Consider the following 25,271-nt stretch of genomic DNA (forward strand, 5'->3'; position numbering starts at 1 on the left):
ATAAGGACGATTAATGCTAGGTAAAAAGCAGGAACAAAGAACTGAGGAAAACTCTACTGCGATTCAAGCAGGTGGAGACGTTAATCTAACTCAAAATAATGGATTGATGTTTTCAGAAGTCAAAGAGTTATGCTTATTATTTCTAAGGGATAACTTTCCCGCATTAAGAGATGAAGCTGTGCGAGAAGCTCAAAGTAATGTTGAGATATTTGCAACGAAGTTAGAGTCAGAACTTGCCCATAAGATTGGCTCTATTGCTCTAGAAAAGTTTAGAGACCCAGATGTCCAAGCTATGATTAATGATGCTGTTCAGGCGAGTGCTAGAAAGGGTGTGAAAGCTAATCCAAGTGTCCTTATAGACCTTATTTCAGAGAGAGCTTCCATTGCTAATGATGACTTTAAAGACATTGTTTTATCTGAAGCTGTGCTAGTAGTACCTAAGTTAACCAATGCTCAGATATCGTATTTATCTTTTATACATTTTATGACTAGCTGTTCAATTGGAGGGATAAGCCATATTTCTGAATTAGAGCATCACTCCAAGCTAGCATTAACTGCTGTATCACTAGGATTTAATTTATCTGACTCACAAAAAAAACACATTCAATATGCTGGAGCTTGTTCAATTGCGTCAATGATGCATGTTGATATATACGATGGTTGGAGCAATATTTATAAGGATTTAGGTTATAAAAGCAAAGAAGAATTTAAAATTGATATTGATAAATATTGTCCAATAACCAAAACTCTTCTTGAACAATTTGAAGAAAATGGTGTTAGTGGTCAAGTCACGTTGACTAGCGTCGGTCAAGCAATAGCTATTGCTCATTTATCAAAAAGTATAGGACACCTTGATTATAGTATCTGGATAAACTAGATTGAAAAACGCCCCTCAAGAGCGTTTTTTTATCCAACCAGTTCTTATAAATCTTACATCATCTAAACAAAATCTTCCCTCAAAATAGCCGCCATATTACACTCCGCAAGTCCGGTGATAAACACATACGGATTGACCCCAGCGCTACCGGGGATTAATGCGCCATCTTGCACGTATATATTTTTGTGCCCTTTGACGCGTCCAAACTCATCAGCCACTCCACTCTGTTAGATTTATTCCTTAACTTGACCAAATAAGGAATTTCCCTTACTATCTTGTTTCAATGTACTAGAACGTAAATACATAAAAATATTTTTATCATCAAACCTGCTAAATAATTCGGCAAAAATGCCAATACTAATCCTCATTTTACAATAATAAGGCTTAACTATGACAACGCAAACTACCAACACTGGCTACGGTTTACATCAATCAATATTACCGAATAGTGATGGCTTATACGGAGAGTTCGGTGGCAAGATTGCCCACCCTGAGCTGGCCAAAGCCATGGCAGAGATCGAAGTAGGCTTTCGTGAAATCATTAAAAATGACGATTTTATCGCTGAGATGAAACGCTTGCGTGAGACCTATGTTGGTCGCCCAAGTCCCATTTATCATGCGCAGCGTTTGACCCAGCATGGCGGCGGCGCACAGATTTATTTTAAACGTGAAGACTTAAACCATACGGGCGCGCATAAGATTAATCACTGTTTGGGTGAAGTATTATTAGCCAAAAAATTAGGCAAAACCAAAGTGATTGCCGAAACGGGCGCGGGGCAACATGGCGTAGCGTTAGCAACGGCAGCAGCATTGATGGGGTTGGAGTGTGAGATTCACATGGGTGTGGTCGATATTAAAAAAGAGCATCCAAACGTCAGCCGCATGAAGATTTTGGGTGCCAATATCGTTCCTGTATCGCGCGGCGCTGGTACGCTAAAAGAAGCGGTCGATAGCGCCTTTGAGACCTATCTTAATGAGCTAGATACCAGCATGTTTGCGATTGGATCGGCGCTAGGACCCGCGCCCTATCCTGAAATGGTCAGCTATTTTCAGTCAGTGGTCGGACATGAATCACGTGCGCAGTTCTTAGCGACAACGGGTAAGCTGCCTAATAAGGTCGTCGCTTGTATTGGCGGCGGCTCTAATGCTATCGGTATGTTCAGTGGCTTTTTTGATGATAAAAATGTAGAAAAAATCGGCGTGGAACCAGCTGGTGAAGGTTTGGACACCCCCAATCATGCAGCGACGATGTCACTGGGCGTGAAAGGCGAGATTCATGGTTTTAAATGCTACGTGCTGCTCGATGAAAAAGGTGAGCCAGCTCCCGTACATTCGATTGCATCAGGGCTTGATTATCCTGGGGTTGGACCTCAGCATTCGCATCTGCGAGATTTGAAACTGGCCACTTATGAGTCGGCGACTGATGCAGAATGTTTAGAAGCCTTTATGGCATTATCGCGCCTTGAGGGTATTATTCCTGCCTTAGAGTCGGCACATGCCATCGCCTATGCGATGAAAATCGCCAAAGATATGTCAGCGGATAAGACGATTTTGGTCAATTTGTCAGGGCGAGGCGATAAAGACATTGATTTTATTTTGGATAAAGTTAATTTGTAGAAGAAATCGGCTATAAATACAGAAAATACAACACCCATTGAGCGATTAAAAAGTTATCATCGAGGTTTTTTTTATCACACGATACTTTTTACGACTGAGCCTTTTATAAATGCGCTTTTATGATGAATTTTTGATAATGAGAAGTTCATAAATCGCCATTTTATAAGTAAGGAGCAATCGTCTAACGCTTGATAGGATCACCCCATGTCTAACCGCGACCTCATTATTTTTATCACCTTATCCTTTATGTGGTCGCTGTCTTTTATTTTTTATCGTATCGGCGTGCCTGAGTTTGGCTCGTTAGCTTTTGCGAGCCTTCGTGTGGTCTTGGCTGGGCTGACCATGTTGGTTTTTGTTTTGATCAGCCCAAAAAACAGAGAGGGTATACGGGATAATTGGAAAGTGTTGACGCTGGTTGGATTATTTTCTGCGGCTATTCCCTTTATCTTGTTTGCCTTTTCAGCGCGCTCGGTAAACGCAGGGGTGTTGGCGGTACTTAATGCATCTGTGCCGATGATGAGCGGTTTCATCGCCAGTACCTTTTTTAAAGACAGACTGTCAAGAACGCAAATTCTCGGTTTAGTCATCGGTGTTATCGGTGTGATTATTTTGATGAGTGAAAACTTATTTAGCGGTAGCGGGCAGAGCGCTGAGTCAAGTTCAGGGTTGCTACCAATGGGCTATGCGTTATTGGCCTGTGTCGGTTATGCTGTCGGTGCCAATATCACCAGAAACTACTTATACAATGTCTCGCCAGTCGCTATTACCGCAGGTTCGCTCATCATTGCCAGTATTATCATGCTGCCGATAGCAGTCTATGAATTCCCGTATGGTAAAAGCATTAGCCTTACTGCTTGGGTTTCTGTCATTTGTATTGGCGTATTTTCAACCGCCATTGCCTTGATTTTTATGAATCAATTGATAAAAAGTATTGGTCCTATGCGCGCAACCAGTATTACCTTGGTGATTCCGATTTTTGCGATTATATTGGGTTACTTATTGCTTGGTGAAGCATTGGACACACCTGCGATCATCGGCTCGATGGTGATATTGTTTGGCACTTACTTGTCTTTAGAGTTGTCCATTAAAAAGATGCTCAAATTGTAAAAATCTCGATTGGGTCATCGTTCAACACGCCCTAAGTAGACTTTTGACTGAGAGGTTATGAGCACATGTTATTGATAAATAATATTGTTTTGCCATTTATGTTTTTAAATGATTAAAGCCATTCGCTTAATAGGCTGATAAGAGGCGTTGAATAATGAGTATTATCAATACCGATATCATGCCATATTGATATTTTTGTTGGTCGTTTTTCCTTGGAATTATCATGTTTGCCCCCTATAAAGACTACGGATTATAAATAGCGTATTAAAAAACGAGCGCGCTGTTTATTCATTAATAACAAACCAATCATTATGGTTTTATAACAACAAATAAGGCTTTTTATGGCACACGATAATTTATTTGAACCCGTAGAAATGGGTACGCAAACCCTAAAAAACCGCATCATCATGGCACCGTTGACACGTCTGCGTTCGATCGAACCTGGTGATGTACCGACGGCACTTGCTGGAGAGTATTATTCACAGCGTGCGAGTGCTGGGCTTGTTATTACTGAAGCGACGCAGGTATCTTTTCAGGCGAAAGGTTACGCGGGCGCGCCGGGTATCCATACCCAAGAGCAAATCACTGCGTGGAAAACTATCGTTGATAATGTCCATGCCAAAGGTGGCAAAATTGTGGTACAAATCTGGCATACCGGTCTGGTGTCGCACAAAAGCGTACAGCCTGATGGTAAAGCACCCATTTCTGCTTCTGATGTTGATGTTGGTATTCGTACCTCACTTCGCGATAGCGACAATCAAGCCATTCGTGTAGACGCCACGCCGCCACGTCCAGCGACACTTGATGAGATTAAGCAAGTCATCGCTGATTTTGCTCAGGCCACTAAAAATGCTAAAGAAGCAGGTTTTGATGGGGTAGAGATTCATGGTGCACACGGTTATCTATTGCATCAGTTTTGGGTTGAGCAAACCAACCAGCGTGATGATGAGTATGGCGGTAGCCGTGAGAATCGTGCGCGTTTAACACTCGATGTGATAGATGCTTGTGTTGATGCGTGGGATGCTGATCATGTTGGTATTCGTATCTCGCCGCTAGGTACTTTCAACAATGTAGAAGCGGGCTACAACGAAGACGAAAACATTTGGCTGATTGAGCAGATCAACAAGCGTGGTCTGATGTATTTACATCTGTCAGAGCCTGATTGGGCAGGTGGCACCCCTTATAGCGATGCATTTCGTCAGCGTGTCCGTGATGCCTTTGATAATATGATCATCGCTGCTGGTGGGTATACTGCTGAAAAAGCAGAGAAAAATATCAAAGCAGGCTACATCGATGCCGTCGCTTTCGGTCGTGACTATATTGCCAATCCTGATTTGGCTGAGCGTATCCGCACAGGGGCGATGCTCAATGAGCAGCACCCAGAGTCTTTTTATGGTGGTGGTATTGAAGGCTATACGGATTATCCGTTTCTTAACCAAGCGTAATGGATGATCAGTTGGCCTTATGATGAGCTAACTTTAAGGCGTGTCAAATATACCCTTGTTAGCTAGCTCATACATAAGCGCATAATAAAAAGCCACCTGACGAAGACCGTCAGGTGGCTTTTTTAATGCCTGAATTTCAACTACTTAATAAAATTGCCCGTTTGGTAATCCCGAAACGTTTGGCGAAGCTCTTCTTGAGTGTTCATTACAAAGGGTCCATAACCTGCGACTGGCTCGCCGATAGGTTCTCCACTGAGTAGTAACAGTTTGACAGGTGCTTGCTCACCGCTTTCGGTAGCAGGATAAAGCAGTTCAATAGTATCAGTAGCCGGTTTTTGTTCAGCTTGCATATCAGTACGGTGCTGAGTTGGCGCATCAAATTGAATCAAATTGCCAGCACTGACTGACGTACCATTGACCAGTAACTCACCTTCTTGTATCAGCAGTAGCGTATTGTGAGTATTGGGCACTTTTAGCGTCGTCGCGCCCGCAGTATGCAGCTCGATATCCCATAAGTTAATCGGGGTAAAAGTATTTGCCGCGCCTGTTATTTCTTGCCAAGTACCAGCAATGATAGCCGCCTTACCAATCGTCGTTTGGTGGTCAAGATTGCGGCTGTCGATCAACTCAACGATAGGCATCTCTGCCCGTTTGATGCTTTGATAGTTTGGGTCGGTCAGCTTGTGCGTACTTGGCAAGTTAACCCACAGTTGCACCATACTAAAGACGCCGCCGCGCTGACCGAAAGCCTCCGAATGAAACTCTTCGTGCATGATGCCACGACCTGCGGTCATCCACTGCACATCGCCTTCTTGAATAGTCCCTTGTCCGCCTACTGAATCGGCATGACTGATTTCACCTTCGTAGGCGATAGTGACGGTTTCAAAGCCTTTGTGTGGATGCTGTCCCACCCCATGAGGCTGTGTTTTATAATTAGGGTTCGGGTCAAAGGTCGTTGGTGTGCCGTAATCAAACAATAAAAACGGGTCGGTATGGCTATAGTTAAAATCAGGGCTATCATCAAGGTGATTGATTAAGGTTTTTACATAAAAGCCGTCACCTACCCAATGCGGTGCTTTATCACCATGAATATTCTTGATTGGACGCATTTGTTACCTCATAAGACAAAACATATTTTTGTAATAAAAAATTTCTGTTAAGTTATTCTACATTTATAGCTATCTATATTGTGTTTATTTTAATAGTTATCAAGAGCTATTGTGGATAAAAGGCAACTTAAGTAGAATAAAAATAGTGACATCCTATTAGGGCGTGTTTAACATTCGACCATGACACTGTCGATAAACACTGTTTATTATGAAACAATGCTACATCGTTATTATTAAATGAGGCTAAACCACTTCACCGCAGACAAAGCCACTGGCCCATGCCCATTGGAAGTTATAGCCGCCAAGCCAACCGGTAACATCCAATACTTCACCGATAAAGTATAAGCCATCTTGCAAACTGCTTTGCATAGTCTTTGAGGAGACTTCATCAGTTTTCACGCCGCCACGTGTTACCTCAGCGGTACGATAGCCTTCTGTACCAGAGGGTTTGAGCTGCCAGCCATTCAAAGTTGCACCAAGCTCTATCAGCCGCTCATCTTTAATATTGGCAAGTTCGGTGTCTTTGATATCGTCCCAAAGGTGGGTTTGTAGTGCTGCCAGTAGTTTTTTTGGTAGTGCATTGTCCGTGTTTTCTGCCAAGACAGTGCGGATCAGTTGCCGTGGATGTGATTTTTTGCGTGTAAGCAAAATATCGGTGACATCTACCTCGGGTAGCAGGTTAATATTGATGGTCTCGCCAGTGTGCCAATAGTTCGATAGCTGGAGCATAGCGGGGCCAGAGAGGCCGCGATGGGTAAACAGCATAGGCAATTTAAAAGAGATGCGTTCATTGCTGGCGATGACCGGCAAACTAATACCAGCCAAAGCGCGGATAAGCTCACCAGTTTTATCAGTAAAGGTAAAAGGCACTAAGCTGGCATCGGTTGCGATCAGCGTGTGTCCAAATTGCTGCGCCAATTCATATCCTAAACCGCTGGCTCCCATCGTTGGAATAGACAGTCCGCCAGTAGCGACCACGAGCGACTCACAGCGGTAGCCTGTTTGCGGCAGTGTGGTTTGATTTGCCGATTCTTTTCTCTCTTGCTTTTCTTTTTTATTAAGTTGCTTGGTGGTCAGTAGTTCAAATCTGGCATTCTTGTCATTTTCAACAGTCTGTACACTGTCAATCTGCGCATTCAGCTTTATTTGTACGCCAGCTGCCGTACATTCTGCGAGGAGCATGGTCAAAATATCTTGCGCTGAATCATCACAAAATAGCTGACCGTGTTCGCGCTCATGGTAAGGGATTTTATGTGCTGCCACCATACCTATAAACTCCCAGCTGGGATAACGACTGAGCGCTGATTTACAGAAATGCTGATTGGCACCGATAAAGTGCTCAGGCTCCACATAATAATTGGTAAAGTTGCAGCGTCCACCACCTGACATGAGGATTTTTTTGCCCGCTTTATTGGCATGGTCTAATACCAGTACGCGGCGACCACGGCGACCCGCTGTCAGCGCACAGTATAGCCCTGACGCGCCAGCGCCGATGATGATGACATCATAGTGGGTGTATTGTGATGCATTGCGGTGATTGCTCATGGTAGTCTCATAAAATAATAGGTTTAAAAAACCAGCCACCAAATCCGTCATCGAATCAATAACAGCGTCGATTGCTTATTTTCATAGCAGCAGGTCAATAAGAGGGTTTGGTGAAGGGTGTATTTTGGCGTCGTATCTCGCGTGTAGCTATTGTCCATATTTCATACAAGGTTACAAGGATTAAATGTCATATCATTATCTGATATCTGGACGGTGATGCCTTTGTTTATACCAAAATCAAAATTTATGCCAAAATCAAAACATGTTTTAAATTGGCCAATACCAATACCAATACCAAAAGCGAGTAGATGCAAAACCACACCTCGTCAATAAATTTTATCATGGGTGAGCAAGTATACCGCTATATAGGCATATTGTTATGAATGGCTGTTGATACCTTGCAACCGTTCTGCTTATTTGTCAAACTAACCATGAGTGTCACACATTATGGAAGATGACCCTTATCACCTGTACAGGCAGTCGTTTTCGACCGTTATGCGTGCAGGTCATAATAATTAAAAAGGACAAATACAATGACTCAAAAATCATTCCCCATTGCGGCCGAATTTATCGCTGCTGCCAATACTACCGCCGAACAATACCGCGAAGACTATGAAAAATCTATCGAATCACCTCAGGCTAATGATGCTTTTTGGGCGAAGCGTGCCGAGCTGATCGATTGGATAAAAGAACCGACCAAAATCAGCGACGTTAACTATGATTTGGATGATTTTCGCATAAAATGGTTTGAGGACGGCGAGTTGAATATCTCTGTCAATTGTCTCGACCGACATGTCAAAAAAAATCCTTACAAGCCTGCCATTATTTGGGAGGGTGATCACCCTTCACTGCACAAAATCATCTCCTTTAAAGAGCTGCATCAAGCGGTCTGTCGCTTGGGTAATTCCATGCGTAAGCTTGGGGTCAAAAAAGGCGATCGCGTGACCTTATATATGCCGATGATACCTGAAGCAATGATAGCGATGCTGGCATGTACACGTATTGGCGCTGTACATTCCGTGGTCTTTGGTGGCTTTTCTGCTGAGAGCTTGGGTAATCGCCTGATAGACAGTCGCTCAAAAATCATCATTACGGCTGATGAAGGCTTACGTGGTAATAAGCATACGCCGCTCAAAGCCAATGTCGATCGGGCACTAGATATGGATGGCACTGATAGCGTCACCAACGTCATTGTCGTTCATCGTACGGGTAATTCTGTACCGATGAGTGGTCGCCGCGATGTTTGGTATCATAACTTGGTCGATGGCGAGTCAGAACATTGCGAGCCAGAAGTCATGAATGCCGAAGACCCGCTATTTTTATTGTATACCTCTGGCTCTACTGGCAAACCTAAAGGTGTGCTGCATACCACGGGCGGCTATATCACCTATGCTCTCTCTACTTTTCGAGATGTGTTCGATATTAAAGACGATGACGTCTACTGGTGTACTGCGGACGTAGGCTGGATCACAGGTCATACTTATGCAACCTACTCACCGCTTGCCAATGGCACGACGACGGTGATGTTCGAGGGCGTACCAGAATATCCCACATGGGCACGCATCGGTCATATTATCGATAAGCACGATGTGACCATTCTGTACACTGCACCGACGGCGATTCGAGCGATGATGAAGGAGGGCGATGTCTTTGTGCGGGAGTCTGATCGTTCAAGTTTGCGGCTACTCGGAACAGTCGGTGAGCCGATCAATCCCGAAGCATGGGACTGGTATTATCATGTCGTCGGCGGCGGCAAATGTCCGATTGTAGATACTTGGTGGCAAACTGAGACAGGCGGCATCCTCATGGCACCGATACCAGGCACGGTCGCCCTCAAGCCGGGTGCAGCGATGAATCCTTTGTACGGTATCAAGCCAGAGATTGTTGATAGTGACGGTACTATGCTAGAAGGCTCTGCTGAAGGAAACCTAGCTATTAACAGCAGTTGGCCGGGTCAAATGCGTACTATTTATAATGACCATGAGCGTTTTTTACAGACGTACTTTAGTGAGTATCCCGGTTATTATTTCACTGGTGATGGGGCGCAGCGTGACGAAGATGGACATTACTGGATCACAGGTCGCGTCGATGATGTGCTTAACGTCGCAGGGCATCGTCTGGGAACAGCAGAAATTGAGAGCGCCGTGGTCGCGCATCCTGCGACAGCGGAGGCCGCCATTGTCGGGATGCCGCACGAGATTCGCGGCATGGGCGTTTGTGCCTTTATTATTCTAAAATCGGGTGAAAAAGAGACAGAGGCGCTAAAGGCTGAGCTGAACCGACATGTTCGCGCTGAGATTGGTCCGATTGCCAATTTGGATGCTATTCATATCGTTGAAGCGCTACCCAAAACCCGCTCGGGCAAAATCATGCGCCGTATTTTACGTAACCTTGCAGCAGGTCAATATGTTGGTTTGGGTGATTTGTCTACTCTTGCGGATAGCTCGGTGATTAATCAGCTGGTTGAGGTAGTCAAAGCTGCGCGAGGAGAGTAGGCTAAAGTATCGATAATTAGATATTGCTAAAAGCACGTTCAATAAATAGACGATTAGCGTTCAGAAAAGTCATGTTATGAAAACTAGCATGGCTTTTTTACGCAGACGATATTGATATCAACAAACTTTAAAGGTTCAATACTTTCTATAACCATCTTATCTAACGATAACCATACTGTCGAAAACATTCCTACTATTATCACTCCCTTTTTTATCAAACATTATATGAGGCCTGCTGTCATTATGACCAATCACTCTTTGCACGCTGTCGCTACCCAATCACCAAAAATCGCTATCATTGGTGGTGGTTTGACAGGGCTGTTTACCGCTACATTATTAGAGCGCGCCTTTGCTCAGAACATAGCACAAGATAGTGCGCAAACACCCTTACCGCAAATTACTGTCTTTGAAAAGTCACGTAGCGTAGGGCGTTTAGCCACTCGTTATCGTACTGATAGCCACACTGGCAAAAACTGGCAATGGGCATTTGGGGCGCAGTTTTTTACGGCCAAGACGGCAAGTTTTAAGCAATTCATTACGCCTTGGTTAGAGACGGGATTGCTACAGCCATGGTGCGCGCAGGTGATCGATTTAACACCAGCGAATCATGATACTCAATCGCCTGATATTCAAGCGCCCGATGTTCAGAGTAAGGAGCAATGGAACACCACGCAAGCCCGCTATATCAGTACGCCAAAAATGACCAGTTGGGGACGTACACTGGCTGATGAGTTGCAGTACAGCACCATAAAATTTAAAACCCGCGTTGCGCCATTGGCTCAATATTATAATTCTCTAGCGGAAAAGGTTGATAAAAAAACTGAGCTATTTGACGAGACTGGTGCGAGTCTAGGTCACTTTGACTGGGTGATATGTACCGCGCCAAACGGTCAGACCATAGAGCTAATGGCAGAGAGCGGCTTTGCTGAGCAAGCCAAGATTTCTAAGCCAACAATGCTGGCGTGCTATACGCTGATGTTAGGATGGAATAATTTTGATACATTACCAAAAATGTTAAGCGCTCAAGCAGAGCCACGCTGGGATGTGGCTTATCTGAATGGCTCTATACTCGATAGAATATTTATCGAGCATCAAAAACCTGCTCGCGATGACCTGCTACCCAGTGTCACTATTCATGTGCGCAACGACTGGTCAGAGCAGCATGTCGATGACGATATGGAGACGATCAAAACGCAGTTATTAATAGCTGCCAAGCAAGCATTGAATTGGAATGATGAACATGCTCCTAGCCAAATAGATTGCCATCGTTGGCGTTATGCCGCCACTGTCACTGATAGTGATAAAGAAGTATTAGGCATCTTGACAGATGAGTCTCATCAATGGATTGTCAGTGGTGATTGGTGCGGACAAGGCAATATAGAAAGTTGCTATCAAATGGCGCAACAGACGGTTGAGGCAATTAACAAAGCAAAATACTGGACTTTAAGGGCGTTTTCTTAATATGAAAAGGTGATAACGATGTTTGGATTCGATATAGATTTAGAGCTGATGGGCTATCATTTTTTCCAGTTGGGCATCGCCTTTATATTATCATTACCGATTGCCCTTAATCGCGAGATGAAAGACAACGGTGCGGGGTTAAGGACGTTTCCACTGGTAACCATTGCGTCATGCGCGTTCATGTTGGTTGGTATGGATATTTATGATGCTACTGGTGAAGCGAGAATCATGTATGCCATCATCACAGGTATGGGATTTATCGGTGGTGGGGCGATTTTTAAAAATGAAAAAGGCTCAAAAGGTACTGCCACGGCAGCGAGCTTATGGAATACAGGTGCCATCGGTATTTCAGTGGCTTACGGTCGTTATGAGATTGCCATTATATTATCGGTCGTTGGCTTTTTGATTTTGCAATTCTCAGAGCCCTTTAAAGTTAAAAAATACTAAGCGATGGGTGCGATGAGTTAACGTGCATATACACTTAAATACTAAAGAGACTATAAATCAATACTATATAGTATCTCTATATCTATATGATATAGCAAGAAATCTATAACTTATTGAAAATAAAGGATAGTTTATGAGTACCAGATTGAGAGGTAGTGTACTGACTTGTGCCATGCTAGCACGAGGGGATAAGCAGGTTTTATGCGCGGTCAGTAATGAGAGCGACGAGCAAGCGATGGCTAGTATCGATAGCGCTGAATATGATTTGCTAAGGCACATTATTTCTTTTGAAAATGATAAATTCTCCTGTAAAGAAGGCGTTGAATGGCAATGCGCCATACCAGTAAAAAAAGTAGAACTTTTTTATGATGATATAAATCTATAGCCGCTTATAACTGAAAGTTTGTATATTAATTTGTAATACTTTAATTGAAAATAAAGCTACCCAAATTGCTAAGAAACAGTTATATTCGTATAACATAATATACAAAATAGTACGAAGTTAGAGGTGAATATAGTGCTTAGAGGAAGTGAGCTGACTCGTGTAATGCTTGAGCATGGCTGCCATGAGATATGGTGTGCGGTAGATGATAATAGTGATGAAGAAGCTATGTGTGATCAAGATTCAAACGATTTTACTGCCCAAATCGTGTCTTATCATAACAACAGATTCTATTGTACTGCTGGTACTGCGTGGCTATTCGCTGTGCCAATTAAAATAACGGCGATGACACTGAGTGATGTAAAGCTCTAAATACCTTTATTTGTCTTATTAAGCCATCGCCGACTCATCATTTGTATTATAAAAACCCACCTTATGGTGGTTTTTTCCTTGTAAGCAATATGCCGCTTTTTAGATTATTGCTCAAACAATACAGATTTCTGCAGATAGTCATACTTGTATATGACAAGAAACTTTAACTAAGCATGAATTGTAGGCAAAAAAAAAGCCCACAGAGGAGGAACTGTGGGCCGAGGAAAACTGATCGTGTAAAGGAACTACAGAGGCAGTGGTTGTGACTTATTGTTATTATGAGTTTTTCTATATTAACTAATATTAGGGTGGTGGTGCTTAATTCAATAACTGCATATATTTACTTACATATTTAAGTGTACAAGTGTTTTTATCAGAATCGCTATCATAGCGCAATTGACAGCGGTTTGGCTATTTTGGTTACATGACATTACGTTTAGAGCTTATGAGAGAGAAAATTAACGTCGTATTGCATCTCCAGTAGATGAGTCTTTTAGTCGTGTCATATCTAATATTGATAAATACGTATCAAAGTTTTGTAGTTATATATGAAAGATTGATTAATTTTAATAGTCATTCCACTATAAAAATATTACTGCGTTAACCTCGCTTGAAGTATTAAAGATACATCTACACTCGGTTGCCTTGTGCTATTTTTAAATTCAACTGACTATATCGATAACTGAATAGCTAAAGAGATGGCATGACGACCTGCGTGAAAAATGCTAAGCTATCTACCATTAATATGTCTATATAAAACTGGGTTTGCCATGACTGAGAATACGCATTTGCATACGCAGGAGCCGCAAAATACCAAGAGTATTTTTAACTTGCCTAATAACCTTACTATCGCGCGGATTTTAATGATTCCGCTATTTGTCGCGATTGCTTATTGGCCACCTGCTATGGGAATTGGCCTGCCTGCCATATCAGACAATGTGATTGCGCGGGTCGGTATGAGCGAATTTAGTGATAGCTTGTTACGCCATTTACTTTTGACTAGCGTTTTTATTATTGCAGCGATTACTGATTGGCTTGATGGATATTTTGCCCGTAAGCTTAATGTTATGTCAGCCTTCGGTCGTTTTTTAGACCCTGTTGCTGATAAGTTAATGGTGGCGGCGGCGCTTATTATCTTGGTGCAATGGCATCCCAATATTATTATGGCAATCGCCGCGATTGTGATTATCTCGCGTGAAATTGCGGTGTCAGCGCTACGTGAATGGATGGCAGAGTTGGGCAAAAGTACCAGTGTGGCGGTGTCGTATGTCGGCAAGTTAAAAACGACGTTTCAAATGGTGGCTATTACGGTACTTTTATTAAACTGGGAGTCGCTCGAAACGATCGGTTATGTGCTGATGGTTGCTGCTGTTATTTTGACACTATGGTCGATGATGATTTATCTTAAAGCGGCTTGGCCTTACCTAAAGCAAAGCGGGTAAATATATAACGCAGATATGATCAACAAACAACATAGACAACAAAAAACGCCAGTCGCATTAGCCGCTGGCGTTTTTTATGGTCTGTTTGAAATACGGCTGATGTTGCCTATTTGTCTTAGACATTGTTTGTATGGTTGATATATACTAAAAATTATTAGGGTCTGTTGAACATTCAAATATTAGGGCTGCTGATTGCTAAAATTGCACCAAACTAGGCGCAAACCGATGATAATGTCGAGACCTTAGCTAGGCTTGCAACAACGTTTGGGGTAATTTTAGCATCAGCCTTTCAGGGCAATACTCTTTTTTGCCAATATATGGCGAAATTGTTTAACCTAGAATGACTAGGCATCAAAAATTTCACTGCATATTGTCTAAAAAATAATGACTGCCAGCACCACATTTGAATTTTCAACAGACCCTGAACAAAATACAAGAAAATTGATCCAGCTATCATGAAACGGCATTCAAATAAGGAAATAAGCATGACAGTACATCAGACACAATCGGGCGTTGCCGTATTATTGTTGGCATTATTAACGGGGTGTTCTTCTGGCTCAAACATGCAAGAAGAGTCCACCTCAACCATTCAGCGAGAAAAATCTATCCAAACAGACGCTACTGCAGAACGCTCCACTCAGGACGCGGCAGAATCGGAGCGTTTGGGCACAAAGTGGGGCGATGATGTCAACTCTGAAGTGACGACTGTTGATCTGCGCCGTACGAGTAGTGATCCGATCGAGCAGATACAGGTTCGTTATGCAGACAAAGCCTATGATGGACGTGCGGTAAATAGCATGTCGCTACTGGCGGGCAAGGTTGATTTTTCGATGGAAACAGATACGGGCGCGCTATCACTTTATCGAGACTCGGGCAATTATTACGTCCAAGGTCAAGCGGGTCAGGCCTATCGTTTGGTGTATCATAATAACAGCGACAACACTTATGAAATCGTCGCTAGTGTCGATGGAATCAATGTCCTCAATGGTAGCGCTGCCAGTCGCTATGACAGTGGATATGTGCTAAATCCACATGATAATTTGGTGATTGAAGGTTTCCGTAAGAGCCAAAGCTCAGTAGCTTCGTTTATATTTAGCAAGCCAGAGAGTGCTTATGCCGCTAATACCAGCTCAGGCTCTATCAATAATACAGGTGTAATAGGTACAGCAGTTTATGGCCTATATGATCCATCTAAGCCGAAGCCTCAACAGCCGCAAGCTTACCCTGCGGACAATGGTTATGCGAAACCACCACAGTAATGCCTATCAATAGATAATAGATAACGCATAAAGAAACGCCAGTCGCATTAGCCACTGGCGTTTTTAATTTTGCTATTTCTGGTTTAGTTTAGATAACTTATAACGTCACTGAGTTGTTTTCACCTAGGTTAGTTGCTTTCTTACCATCCATCACAGCAGCAGTAGTCATCTTAAACATATTGACGACCGAGCTACCACTGAGCCAATATTCAGCACCGTGTGGTACGACTTTAATCAGCTGTACATTTGGATCTTCTTTACCTTGCTCATAAAAAGCATTGTAGATCGGCGACCATAGCTCGTCTAATTTCTCTTGGTCTTCGACCAGTTCCGCTTTACCATTGATTGAGACATAATTTTTGGCATCTTGACTGACATAAGCCAAGTTTACTTGCGGGTCTTTCTCAATGTCACTCACGGTTTCGGTAGTCTTATCACCAATAAACCAAATTTCTTTTGCACCGATGCTCATCTCGCTCGTCGTCATTGGGCAGGCATGCAAATGCCCTTCGTGAGTACGAGTTGTCATCATGGCAAACTTAATGTCTTTTACCAATTCTTGCACTTTATTGATGTGGTCTTGTCTACTCATAGTAAATTTCCCTTTCTTTATTTTGATTAAGTCGTAGTGATTAAATAGTTGATTGGTTATAGTAGTTTTTATTCAGGCTAAGCGTTTTTCAAATTAAGCGTTTTCCAAGTATCGAAAACCAGATGAATTGAGAAAAACGATCGTCGCCTTAACAACTGAAACTAGAATACCTAGTTGTGACCTTGTGTTTATATAGGTTGCCCGTAAGGCGATGTGAGGGTTTGTAAGGACTATAAGCTTTAGGTAAAAATTGTGACGACATCGCTGTTAAGTTTCTGTTGTGAAAGTAGCCTGTTTTAAAAGTAACAAGGGTTTCAACGATGGCGAAGATTCCACTATTATTGAATAGCAAGCATCAGCAATTTATCTTGGTTTTGACCTGCTTATTACAGGGCTTCTTGTTATAATACCCAGACCATTTACTTTGCATGGCAGAGATGCCTTGATCTTACGGATTATGCCTTTATGATGACCATCGCCGGACAACCGTTTCTTACCGATTTTCAGACGCAGCAACTCATCAGTCAGTTCCAGCAAAAAACCGAGCTAAATGTCAGCCAAATCCATACCCAGCAAGTGTATGTGTTATCACGAGAACTAGAAGGTGATGAGCATAAAAAAGCGCTAGACTTACTTGCTGTCGATAGTAGCACTGTCCTTGAAGCCCCAAAAAGCAATCAATTACAAGTCATCGTAGGTCCACGTTTTGGCACGATTTCGCCATGGGCAAGTAAAGCGACTGATATTTTTAATAACTGTGAAATTGCGATCAATCGCGTCGAGCGTGTCGTTGTCTATACGCTGACCATCGATAGCAAGATCAGTGAAAAGCTGTCTACTGCCGCTGAGCAGGTGTTGTTTGACCGTATGACGCAGAGCCTGGTCTATGACTTGAGCGATGTCAGTAAATTGTTCGACGATCAAGCGCCAGCATCACTGAATCATATCGATGTCATCGGACAAGGTCGTACGGCACTAGAATTAGCCAACACCCAGTTCGGCTTTGCGCTATCTGTCGAAGATATTGATTATTTGATGAATGCGTATGTCAATGAGCTAAAGCGTAATCCAACGGACGTTGAGCTAATGATGTTTGCCCAAGCAAACTCAGAGCATTGCCGTCATAAGATTTTTAACGCTGAGTGGACGGTTGATGGCGAAGTACAGCCAAAGTCACTGTTCCAAATGATTAAGAATACTTATAAAGCCAATCCACAAGGTATCTTATCTGCCTATAAAGACAACGCTGCGGTAATGGCAGGTTCTAACGGCATGCGTTTTTATCCTATCCCGACTGACGCGATGGATGCCAATTCAATTCATCCTTATGGCTTTCATCAAGAAGAAATCGACATTTTAATGAAGGTCGAAACCCATAATCATCCAACCGCGATTGCCCCTTATTCGGGTGCGGCGACAGGTGCGGGCGGTGAGATTCGTGATGAAGGCGCGACTGGTCGTGGCGGTAAGCCAAAAGCAGGTCTGACAGGCTTTCATGTATCACACTTGCATATCCCAGAGCTCGCTGAAAAATGGGAGCAATCAGGTCAGTTGAGTACTCAGGATTACGGTACGCCAGATCGTATGGCAACCAGTCTTGAGATCATGACCGAAGCGCCTCTCGGTTCAGCCAACTTCTCAAATGAATTTGGTCGTCCAAATCTGTGTGGTTATTTCCGTAGCTTTCAGCTTGATACCTCAGCGGCAAAAGACGGCAGCGAGATGCGCGGCTATCATAAGCCAATCATGCTGGCAGGTGGTTATGGCAATATCAAACGCAACCTCATTGAAAAAAACACCATTCAGCAAGGTGATTTATTAATCGTCCTTGGTGGCCCTGCGATGCAGATTGGTCTAGGCGGTGGTGCAGCATCTTCGGTTGATAGTGGTGACCTTGATGAAGGTTTGGATTTTGCTTCTGTGCAGCGCGATAACGCTGAGATGGAGCGTCGTTGCCAAGAAGTTTTAGATCGCTGCTGGGCACTAGCGGGTAGTGATGTCGATGTGAGTAATAATGGCAAAGACGGCAACCCTATCGTGTCATTGCATGATGTGGGCGCGGGCGGTATCTCTAATGCGATGCCAGAGCTGGTCAATGACCACGAGATGGGCGCGGTACTAAATCTGCGTAAAGTTCCATCATTAGAAGCTGGCATGTCACCAATGGCCATCTGGTCAAACGAAGCGCAAGAGCGTTATGTCCTTGCGATTCACCCAGAAAGCGAAGCCCAATTCGATGCCATCTGCGCGCGTGAGCGTTGCCCGTATGCTATCTTGGGAACAGCCACGGATGTCCGTCAGCTGGTCGTTGACGATACGTTATTGGATGAGCAGCCAGTTGATATGCCGATGCAAGTATTGCTCGGTGGCACGCCGAAGATGAAGCGTAGCTTTGAGCGTCATGACACGAGCATACCTGCATTAGAGCTTGGCGATGTTAATTTAGCTGAGTCTATCAAAGACGTGTTGCGTCATCCAACGGTCGCTAGCAAATCATTCTTGATCAGTATTGGTGACCGTTCTATCACGGGTATGGTCGTGCGTGATCAGTATGTGGGTCGCTATCAAGTGCCCGTATCGGATTGTGCTGTGACAGCGTCAGGCTTAGTGGCGTTAGATGGTCAGGTGATGAGCGGTGAAGCCATGAGTATCGGTGAACGTACACCAGTTGCGCTAATCAGCCCACAAGCGTCAGCACGACTTGCAATTGGCGAAGCGATTACTAACATCGCTGGTGCGTGCATTGCTCAGTTGTCTGATATTACGATGTCAGCGAATTGGATGGCAGCATGTGGCGATGATGCGGAAGACGCTGCATTGTTTGATGCGGTATATACCGTCGGTGAAGAGCTGTGCCCAGCACTGGGTATCGCTATTCCAGTCGGTAAAGACTCGCTATCGATGCGTGCTAACTGGACTGACAGCAGTGAAGCAGGTGAGACGGATAAATCAGTTGTATCACCAATGAGCTTGGTGATTACTGCCTTTGCTCCTGTGGTTGACGTGGCAAAAACGCTAACCCCGGAGCTAATCAATGGCGACAGCGCGTTCTACCGTATTGATTTGTCTAAAGGCAAGCTGCGTCTAGGCGGTTCAATCCTTGCGCAAACGCTGAGCCAATTGGGTAACGATTGCCCAGATTTGGCACAGCCAAGCGACTTGGTCGACTTCTTTAACTTTGTCCAAGCGGGCAACGCGCAAGGCATCATCAGCGCCTATCACGATATCGGTGATGGTGGTCTATTGGCAACTATCGCTGAGATGCAGTTCACCAGCCGTCAAGGTATCAAGCTGTCATTGACCGATGATAACTTACTCGGTCAGTTGTTCAGTGAAGAGCTGGGTGCAGTCATCCAAGTATTGCCAGAAAACGTCGCGGCTCTAATGCAATTGGCAGAAGAGTTTAACGTTGCTGACATGCTCAGCCTCGTGGGTCAAAGCTCGGAAGAAGACAGTCTCCTTATCCAAACGCCAACGCTTATGGGCGATGACACTCTCAGCTTTAGCCGTACTGAATTGCAGCAAGCGTGGACTCAGGTCAGCTATCAAATCGCGCGTCGCCGTGATAATCCTGCGTGCGTACAGCAAGAGTATGACTTAATCGCTGATGCGAGCCATCAAGGTCTGATCGCTGCGCCGAACTTTGATCTAAATCAAAAAGTTGAAGAACCATATTTAGCCAGTCGAGAGAATAAGCCAAGAGTCGCTATATTGCGTGAGCAAGGCGTCAACGGTCAGACGGAAATGGCAGCAGGCTTTACGCAAGCTGGCTTTGAAGCGGTCGATGTACACATGAGCGATCTACTGAATGGTCGTATCAATCTACGTGACTTCGACGGCTTAGTCGCTTGTGGTGGCTTTAGTTATGGTGATGTACTGGGCGCAGGCTCTGGCTGGGCAAACTCTATCTTGTTCCATGACGAGCTACGCATGCAGTTTGTCCGCTTCTTCGCCCGTCCTGATACCTTCTCATTAGGTGTCTGTAACGGTTGTCAGATGATGGCGCAGTTAAAAGACCTCATCCCAGGTGCGGAAAACTTCCCACGTTTCGTCGCGAACAAATCAGCTCGATTTGAAGCACGTACGGTCAATGTAAAAGTTGAGCGTACCAAGTCGATCCTGTTCAAAGGGATGCAAGACAGCATCTTACCAATCGCTGTGGCGCATGGTGAAGGCTATGCCACACTAGACAATACCGAAATCGACGGTATGGCTAAACACGGTCAGCTCGCGATGCGTTATGTCGATAGCCAAGGTCATCCAACCGAGACGTATCCGCTCAATCCAAACGGTTCGCTCGGTGGTGTCACGGGTCTATGTAGCACCGATGGTCGCGTCACTATCATGATGCCGCATCCTGAGCGTAACCTAAAAGCCTACAACCACAGCTGGAAACCAGAAGAGTGGGATGAAGACGGCGCGTGGATGCGTATGTTCCGTAACGCTCGTGCTTGGATTCGTTAATTAGACAGTTTAAGTTGTTTTAGACATAAAAAAAGGTGGGCTTCGGCTCACCTTTTTTGTGTTTGGAGTAATGATCTTAGAGTAATTTCAGTCTAGGCTTAGTGTTTTTACTGATTAACTTGAACGTTATATCATCTAAAATTTGATAGCCAAAATCAATATTTTCATAAAAATTCCTACCTTCTTTTTCTAAGAGAACCTTAATAATCTTATTAAGTAGAATCGGTTGTTCACGTTCAATAGGTTCAGGTTCTAACTTATTATATCCTTGTTTACTAAACTCGATACAATTAGAACGATAAAGCCAATCAGTTAATAATCCATTAGTGTGTAAGTTATAGTTCATAGCTGCAAGAGATACTTTCCAGTATTTTTTATAGCTGATTAGATTCGGTAGATTTAGATTGTTTGGAGCCATAACTACAAATGCTTCTCTCGGCATTAAAAAACTGGAAGCAAACCTATCAGCTTCGTGCTCTTTGTCCTTCATATTTTCAAGTACATTTTTATCATCACTGTGCAGAACTAAGTGACCAAGTTCATGAGCAGCATCGAAGCGCATTCTTTCTGCTGACTTCGCTGTATTCAAAAATACTATAGGTCGCCCATCATGATAAAAAGAGAATGCATCAACTTCTTTTACTTCCATTGGCAAACGGAATACTGCAATACCATGTGATTCGAGTAGGGCAATAATGTTTTTAATCGGTAGAATACCTAATTGCCAATCGCCACGAAGTGTTAAAGCAGCTTTTTCAGGCTCATTAACCAAAGTGTCAATATCGAAGCCTTGGAAAATGGGAAGATTAGATATTGTTTTGTCAAAATACTCTAAGGTTTGAATTGCAAACTCACTGTAAGCAAGTGCAGAATTTCTGTACTGAGCTTTTATACGGCTATATGAACGAAAGAAAATTTGCTCATCTACCACTTGTGTTTTGAAAGTGGAGTTAAAGAAGTCAAAAGGTAGGTTTAATGACTCACTTAACTTGACTACTTTTTCGAAATCAGGCACTGAAGGTTTATTCTCGTTCAAATAGTTTGAAATTGTAGCTTCAGTACATGACAATATATTTGCTAGATCTTTATTCGTTTTCCCCTTTAAGTCTTTAGCTATTTTTAGACGGCGCTTATTGAATTCAAAGTTACTCTTCATTGCTCGCATTTTTATACCCAATTTCAAACGAGTCCTCGTTCACTGATTCATCAGCAAACTCACTCATATATGACTGAACCTCATTTTCTGAATCTGAAGAAAACATCAATCTACAATCATGATCAGTTGGAAAAATTTTTCCATCATCCATTACTATATAAGACATTGGTCTTGCAAGTTCATAAATTAAACTTGGAGCATCATCTTGATAAATTTCGTGTTTTCTTGAAGGATAATATAGAACCCAAGTTTCTAGTTTCTCGCTAGTCATATTTCTATATTTATTTATATCAATTTTATGTTTCGTCTCAATACCTTTTGAACAGTTGGAGGAAATCGGCAAGTTCATATTACCTAAAGCGTCATTACTGGACATGATAATAATTTGAATATTGTTATCAACGATGGTTAATGTAGGTTGTCCTTGACCTCGGCTAAATTCGATTTCGTTAGAAATTAATTGTAGGGCTATGTTTTCCCCAATGTCACCCCAACGCGCTATACCGCTTGCACAGTTTACCTTAGTTTTCATATTGAAATTTTGATCAGCTTTTTGAATAGCATCGAAAATGACTTGAGGAGTAAAACCGAATTTATTCTTCAAAATTTCCACGGCTTCACTATTGTTTATAAGCTCACCATCTGTGTTGCGGCTATCTAAGTCGCTGAAGATTTCATACTGTGGTGCTTGGTACATATTAGTTTCATCCATGTAATTTTTATAAATTATAACATCATATGATGTGTTAAAAAATAAAAATATCGATTAAGATCATTTTTTTATACATAATGATTTAATCAAAATTACTCACCATCCAAACACTTCTGAGCCTCAGCAATCAACCCATGAATCTTAGCACTTTCCTTTAGCACGCAAGCATCATAGGCAGAGAGCGGCTCAGACGCTTGTTCTTTTTCCTGATCTTGTTTGGCTTTTTCTGCTAAATACTTTTCAAGTTTTTCGGCTTCAGAATCGCTCATAGCTTATCCTCCATATGATTTTTACCCTATAAAAAACGGCACTGAAATCAGTGCCGTTTTATCAATCGTGATAATGTAAAAGCTAACCACGACTCCTCAAATACTGATGCACCACGTTATCAATCCCAGCTTAAAATCACCTTGCCGCATTGCCCACTTTCCATGATATCAAAGCCTTCTTGAAAGTCATCAATGTGCATGCGATGGGTAATGATTGGCGACAGATCAATACCACTAATCAGCATTTGCTCCATCTGATACCACGTCTCCCACATCTCACGGCCATAAATACCTTTTAGGGTTAACGCCTTAAAGATAATCTTGCTCCAATCCACCGTGGTGGTGTTAGGTAAAATACCCAAGAGCGCAATTTTAGAGCCGTTATACATGTTACTAATCATCGAATCAAAGGCCTGAGGCGAGCCTGACATCTCAAGCCCAATATCAAAGCCGTGCATTTTTAACTCAGCAATGGCGCCTTCGATGGTTTCACCTTTGGCTGGGTTTATCGTCATCGTCGCGCCCATTTTTTTGGCAAGCTCCAAGCGATAGTCACTGATATCACTGACCACAATATTACGCGCCCCTGCGAAGCGGCAAATAGCCGTTGCCATTGAACCAATCAGCCCCGCACCCGTAATCAGTACATCTTCACCAAGGACAGGAAATGAAAGGGCAGTATGCGTGGCATTGCCAAAGGGATCCATAATGGCTGCCATCTCATCGCTGATACGCTCATCGAGTTTGATGACATTATCGGCAGGTATCACCAAATATTCGGCAAACGCGCCATCGCGGTCGACGCCCACGCCGATAGTGTTTTCGCACACATGTAGCTTGCCACGGCGGCAGTTACGGCAATGCCCGCAAGCGATGTGTCCTTCGCCAGTGACTCGATCACCCACTTCAAAGTGCTTTACACCATCGCCCATTTCGCTAATGATACCGACGTATTCATGTCCGATTATCATCGGCGTCTTGATGGTTCTTTCTGACCACTCATCCCATTTATAAATGTGCAAATCTGTACCACAAATGGCGGTTTTTTTAATTTTAATTTTGACGTCATTGATGCCAACAGTAGGTTCTGGCATATCTTGCATCCAGATGCCTTTTTTGGAATGGGCTTTAACCAGTGCTTTCATACGTTTCTCTTATGTAGCTGCATTTTATGGTTGAATCTAGATAAATACCGAACGAGGCTTAATCAATCACCTTCATTTGCTTGGCGACTTTGATAAAGGCGGCGATACACTTATCTAGCTGCTCGCGAGTATGAGCGGCAGAGAGCTGGACACGGATGCGAGCCTCGTCTTTGGGTACGACAGGGTAAAAGAAGCCAATCACGTAAATGCCTTCTTCAAGCAGTGCATCTGCCATTTGCTGCGAGACATTGGCGTCATAGAGCATTACTGCACAAATGGCCGATGCGGTAGGCTTGATATCGAAGCCCGCATCTTGCATTTGCTTCACAAAATAGGCGGTATTTTCATGCAATTGGTCTTGTAAGGTATTGTCTTGCGACAGCATTTCAAACGCTTTTACCCCAGCGGCAGCCACCATGGGAGGAATGGAGTTTGAAAACAGATACGGGCGTGAGCGTTGACGCAGCATCTCAACGATTTCTTTTTTACCCGTGGTAAAGCCGCCAATAGCACCGCCAAATGCCTTGCCCAGTGTACCAGTGATCAGCTCAATATCACCACGCAGATCAAACAATTCAGTCACGCCGCCACCCGTGCGCCCGACCACGCCTGCTGAATGCGACTCGTCAATCATTACCATGGCATCATATTTTTGTGCCAATGCATAAATCTCATCCATTGGCGCGACATTACCATCCATCGAAAACACACCATCGGTGACGATTAAACGAAAACGCTGTGCTTGCGCCGCTTGTAATTGCGTCTCTAAATCTTGCATATCTGCATTGGCATAACGATAGCGAGCCGCTTTACACAGGCGCACGCCATCGATGATTGAGGCATGATTTAGCGAATCAGAAATAATCGCATCTTCACTGGTTAGCAGTGGCTCAAAGGCACCACCATTGGCGTCAAAACAGGCCGCATAAAGAATCGTATCTTCGGTATTAAAAAACTTAGAAATCGCCGCTTCTAATTGCTTATGCAAATCTTGCGTACCACAAATAAAACGCACCGATGACATACCATAACCTGAGTTTTCAATGGCTTGGGTAGCCGCCTTTTTAATCTCAGGGTGGTCAGACAATCCAAGGTAATTATTGGCACAGAAATTCAGCACCTCACGACCATCGGCGATCTTGATGAGCGCATCTTGCGGGGAGGTGATAACGCGCTCAGTTTTATACAGACCTGACGCGCGTATGTCGTTGATTTCTTGTTGTAGATGTTTCTTAAAGTCTTGATACATAAAGATTCCTTTTTTAATATTATTAGCGTTTGCATTGATAATGCAGATATTAGGACTGCCGATCGAACCAAACTGTAGTCATTTTAAAATAAAATTGATACGCCAATATTGCCGTGCTACTGGTAT

Annotated in this window: 21 protein-coding genes; 12 read left to right on the forward strand and 9 right to left on the reverse strand. The window is 43.4% G+C overall.

Features of this window, described 5'->3' with window-relative positions; all coding sequences use genetic code 11:
- Positions 1 to 13 precede the first annotated feature (13 nt).
- Complete coding sequence (locus ACT3S4_RS06100; protein ID WP_444760700.1) at positions 14 to 877, forward strand: LPO_1073/Vpar_1526 family protein; 864 nt, start codon at positions 14 to 16, stop codon at positions 875 to 877.
- Positions 878 to 939: 62 nt separating this feature from the next.
- Here the strand turns inward: ACT3S4_RS06100 and ACT3S4_RS06105 are convergent, their stop codons facing one another.
- Entirely contained in the window at positions 940 to 1,095 is a 156-nt protein-coding gene (locus tag ACT3S4_RS06105) for a GMC oxidoreductase (protein ID WP_444760701.1), read from the reverse strand.
- 172 nt (positions 1,096 to 1,267) lie between these two features.
- Here ACT3S4_RS06105 and trpB point away from each other — a divergent pair, with 172 nt between their 5' ends.
- The 3 genes from trpB (at position 1,268) to ACT3S4_RS06120 (ending at position 5,046) form a co-directional block, all read left to right on the forward strand.
- Positions 1,268 to 2,494 (forward strand): tryptophan synthase subunit beta, encoded by a 1,227-nt coding sequence (trpB, locus tag ACT3S4_RS06110; RefSeq protein ID WP_444760702.1) that lies wholly within the window; start codon positions 1,268 to 1,270, stop codon positions 2,492 to 2,494.
- Positions 2,495 to 2,698: 204 nt separating this feature from the next.
- Positions 2,699 to 3,601: a DMT family transporter gene (locus ACT3S4_RS06115; protein WP_444760703.1), complete on the forward strand. Its 903-nt coding sequence runs from the start codon at positions 2,699 to 2,701 to the stop codon at positions 3,599 to 3,601.
- A 341-nt stretch (positions 3,602 to 3,942) separates the two neighbouring features.
- Complete coding sequence (locus ACT3S4_RS06120; RefSeq protein WP_444760704.1) at positions 3,943 to 5,046, forward strand: alkene reductase; 1,104 nt, start codon at positions 3,943 to 3,945, stop codon at positions 5,044 to 5,046.
- 140 nt (positions 5,047 to 5,186) lie between these two features.
- Here ACT3S4_RS06120 and ACT3S4_RS06125 read toward each other — a convergent pair whose 3' ends face one another.
- Positions 5,187 to 6,155 carry a pirin family protein gene (locus ACT3S4_RS06125; protein WP_444760705.1) on the reverse strand — a complete coding sequence of 323 codons (969 nt, stop codon included), beginning with the start codon at positions 6,153 to 6,155 and terminating at the stop codon, positions 5,187 to 5,189.
- Between the two features lie 243 nt (positions 6,156 to 6,398).
- A complete protein-coding gene (locus tag ACT3S4_RS06130) occupies positions 6,399 to 7,700 on the reverse strand; it encodes an NAD(P)/FAD-dependent oxidoreductase (protein ID WP_444760706.1) in 1,302 nt (433 codons plus the stop codon).
- 533 nt (positions 7,701 to 8,233) lie between these two features.
- On the opposite strand from ACT3S4_RS06130, the gene acs reads away from it, so the two are divergent.
- From acs to ACT3S4_RS06165, 7 genes are all read left to right on the forward strand, one after another.
- The gene (acs, locus tag ACT3S4_RS06135; RefSeq protein ID WP_444760707.1) at positions 8,234 to 10,195 is read left to right on the forward strand and encodes an acetate--CoA ligase; all 1,962 of its coding nucleotides are present in this window, start codon (positions 8,234 to 8,236) and stop codon (positions 10,193 to 10,195) included.
- 243 nt (positions 10,196 to 10,438) lie between these two features.
- On the forward strand, positions 10,439 to 11,656 hold the full coding sequence (locus ACT3S4_RS06140) for an NAD(P)/FAD-dependent oxidoreductase (protein ID WP_444760708.1): 1,218 nt from the start codon (positions 10,439 to 10,441) through the stop codon (positions 11,654 to 11,656).
- An 18-nt stretch (positions 11,657 to 11,674) separates the two neighbouring features.
- A complete protein-coding gene (locus ACT3S4_RS06145) occupies positions 11,675 to 12,103 on the forward strand; it encodes an MgtC/SapB family protein (RefSeq protein WP_109591139.1) in 429 nt (142 codons plus the stop codon).
- A 133-nt stretch (positions 12,104 to 12,236) separates the two neighbouring features.
- A complete protein-coding gene (locus ACT3S4_RS06150) occupies positions 12,237 to 12,488 on the forward strand; it encodes a hypothetical protein (protein WP_087814536.1) in 252 nt (83 codons plus the stop codon).
- Positions 12,489 to 12,620: 132 nt separating this feature from the next.
- Positions 12,621 to 12,857 (forward strand): hypothetical protein, encoded by a 237-nt coding sequence (locus tag ACT3S4_RS06155; RefSeq protein ID WP_227675952.1) that lies wholly within the window; start codon positions 12,621 to 12,623, stop codon positions 12,855 to 12,857.
- Between the two features lie 770 nt (positions 12,858 to 13,627).
- Positions 13,628 to 14,299, forward strand: a complete 672-nt coding sequence (gene pgsA, locus ACT3S4_RS06160) for a CDP-diacylglycerol--glycerol-3-phosphate 3-phosphatidyltransferase (protein ID WP_444760709.1) — start codon at positions 13,628 to 13,630, stop codon at positions 14,297 to 14,299.
- Positions 14,300 to 14,784: 485 nt separating this feature from the next.
- The gene (locus ACT3S4_RS06165) at positions 14,785 to 15,558 is read left to right on the forward strand and encodes a hypothetical protein (protein ID WP_444760710.1); all 774 of its coding nucleotides are present in this window, start codon (positions 14,785 to 14,787) and stop codon (positions 15,556 to 15,558) included.
- 97 nt (positions 15,559 to 15,655) lie between these two features.
- Here ACT3S4_RS06165 and ACT3S4_RS06170 read toward each other — a convergent pair whose 3' ends face one another.
- On the reverse strand, positions 15,656 to 16,150 hold the full coding sequence (locus tag ACT3S4_RS06170; RefSeq protein ID WP_087814538.1) for a pyridoxamine 5'-phosphate oxidase family protein: 495 nt from the start codon (positions 16,148 to 16,150) through the stop codon (positions 15,656 to 15,658).
- 465 nt (positions 16,151 to 16,615) lie between these two features.
- On the opposite strand from ACT3S4_RS06170, the gene purL reads away from it, so the two are divergent.
- Positions 16,616 to 20,614: a phosphoribosylformylglycinamidine synthase gene (gene purL / locus ACT3S4_RS06175; RefSeq protein WP_444760711.1), complete on the forward strand. Its 3,999-nt coding sequence runs from the start codon at positions 16,616 to 16,618 to the stop codon at positions 20,612 to 20,614.
- Positions 20,615 to 20,690: 76 nt separating this feature from the next.
- On the opposite strand, the gene ACT3S4_RS06180 is transcribed toward purL, so the two are convergent.
- The 5 genes from ACT3S4_RS06180 to kbl all read right to left on the reverse strand — a co-directional run bounded on the left by ACT3S4_RS06180 (position 20,691) and on the right by kbl (position 25,145).
- On the reverse strand, positions 20,691 to 21,779 hold the full coding sequence (locus ACT3S4_RS06180) for an XRE family transcriptional regulator (RefSeq protein ID WP_087814540.1): 1,089 nt from the start codon (positions 21,777 to 21,779) through the stop codon (positions 20,691 to 20,693).
- Complete coding sequence (locus ACT3S4_RS06185; RefSeq protein ID WP_087814541.1) at positions 21,760 to 22,467, reverse strand: hypothetical protein; 708 nt, start codon at positions 22,465 to 22,467, stop codon at positions 21,760 to 21,762. The genes ACT3S4_RS06180 and ACT3S4_RS06185 overlap by 20 nt, the downstream gene beginning before the upstream one ends.
- Positions 22,468 to 22,574: 107 nt before the next feature.
- A complete protein-coding gene (locus tag ACT3S4_RS06190; protein WP_176393047.1) occupies positions 22,575 to 22,751 on the reverse strand; it encodes a hypothetical protein in 177 nt (58 codons plus the stop codon).
- A gap of 119 nt (positions 22,752 to 22,870) precedes the next feature.
- Positions 22,871 to 23,896: an L-threonine 3-dehydrogenase gene (tdh, locus tag ACT3S4_RS06195; RefSeq protein WP_444760712.1), complete on the reverse strand. Its 1,026-nt coding sequence runs from the start codon at positions 23,894 to 23,896 to the stop codon at positions 22,871 to 22,873.
- Between the two features lie 58 nt (positions 23,897 to 23,954).
- Positions 23,955 to 25,145: a glycine C-acetyltransferase gene (gene kbl / locus ACT3S4_RS06200; protein WP_444760713.1), complete on the reverse strand. Its 1,191-nt coding sequence runs from the start codon at positions 25,143 to 25,145 to the stop codon at positions 23,955 to 23,957.
- Positions 25,146 to 25,271: the final 126 nt, after the last annotated feature.

This window comes from Psychrobacter sp. AOP30-A2-5 (assembly GCF_052378115.1).
Lineage (GTDB): Bacteria > Pseudomonadota > Gammaproteobacteria > Pseudomonadales > Moraxellaceae > Psychrobacter.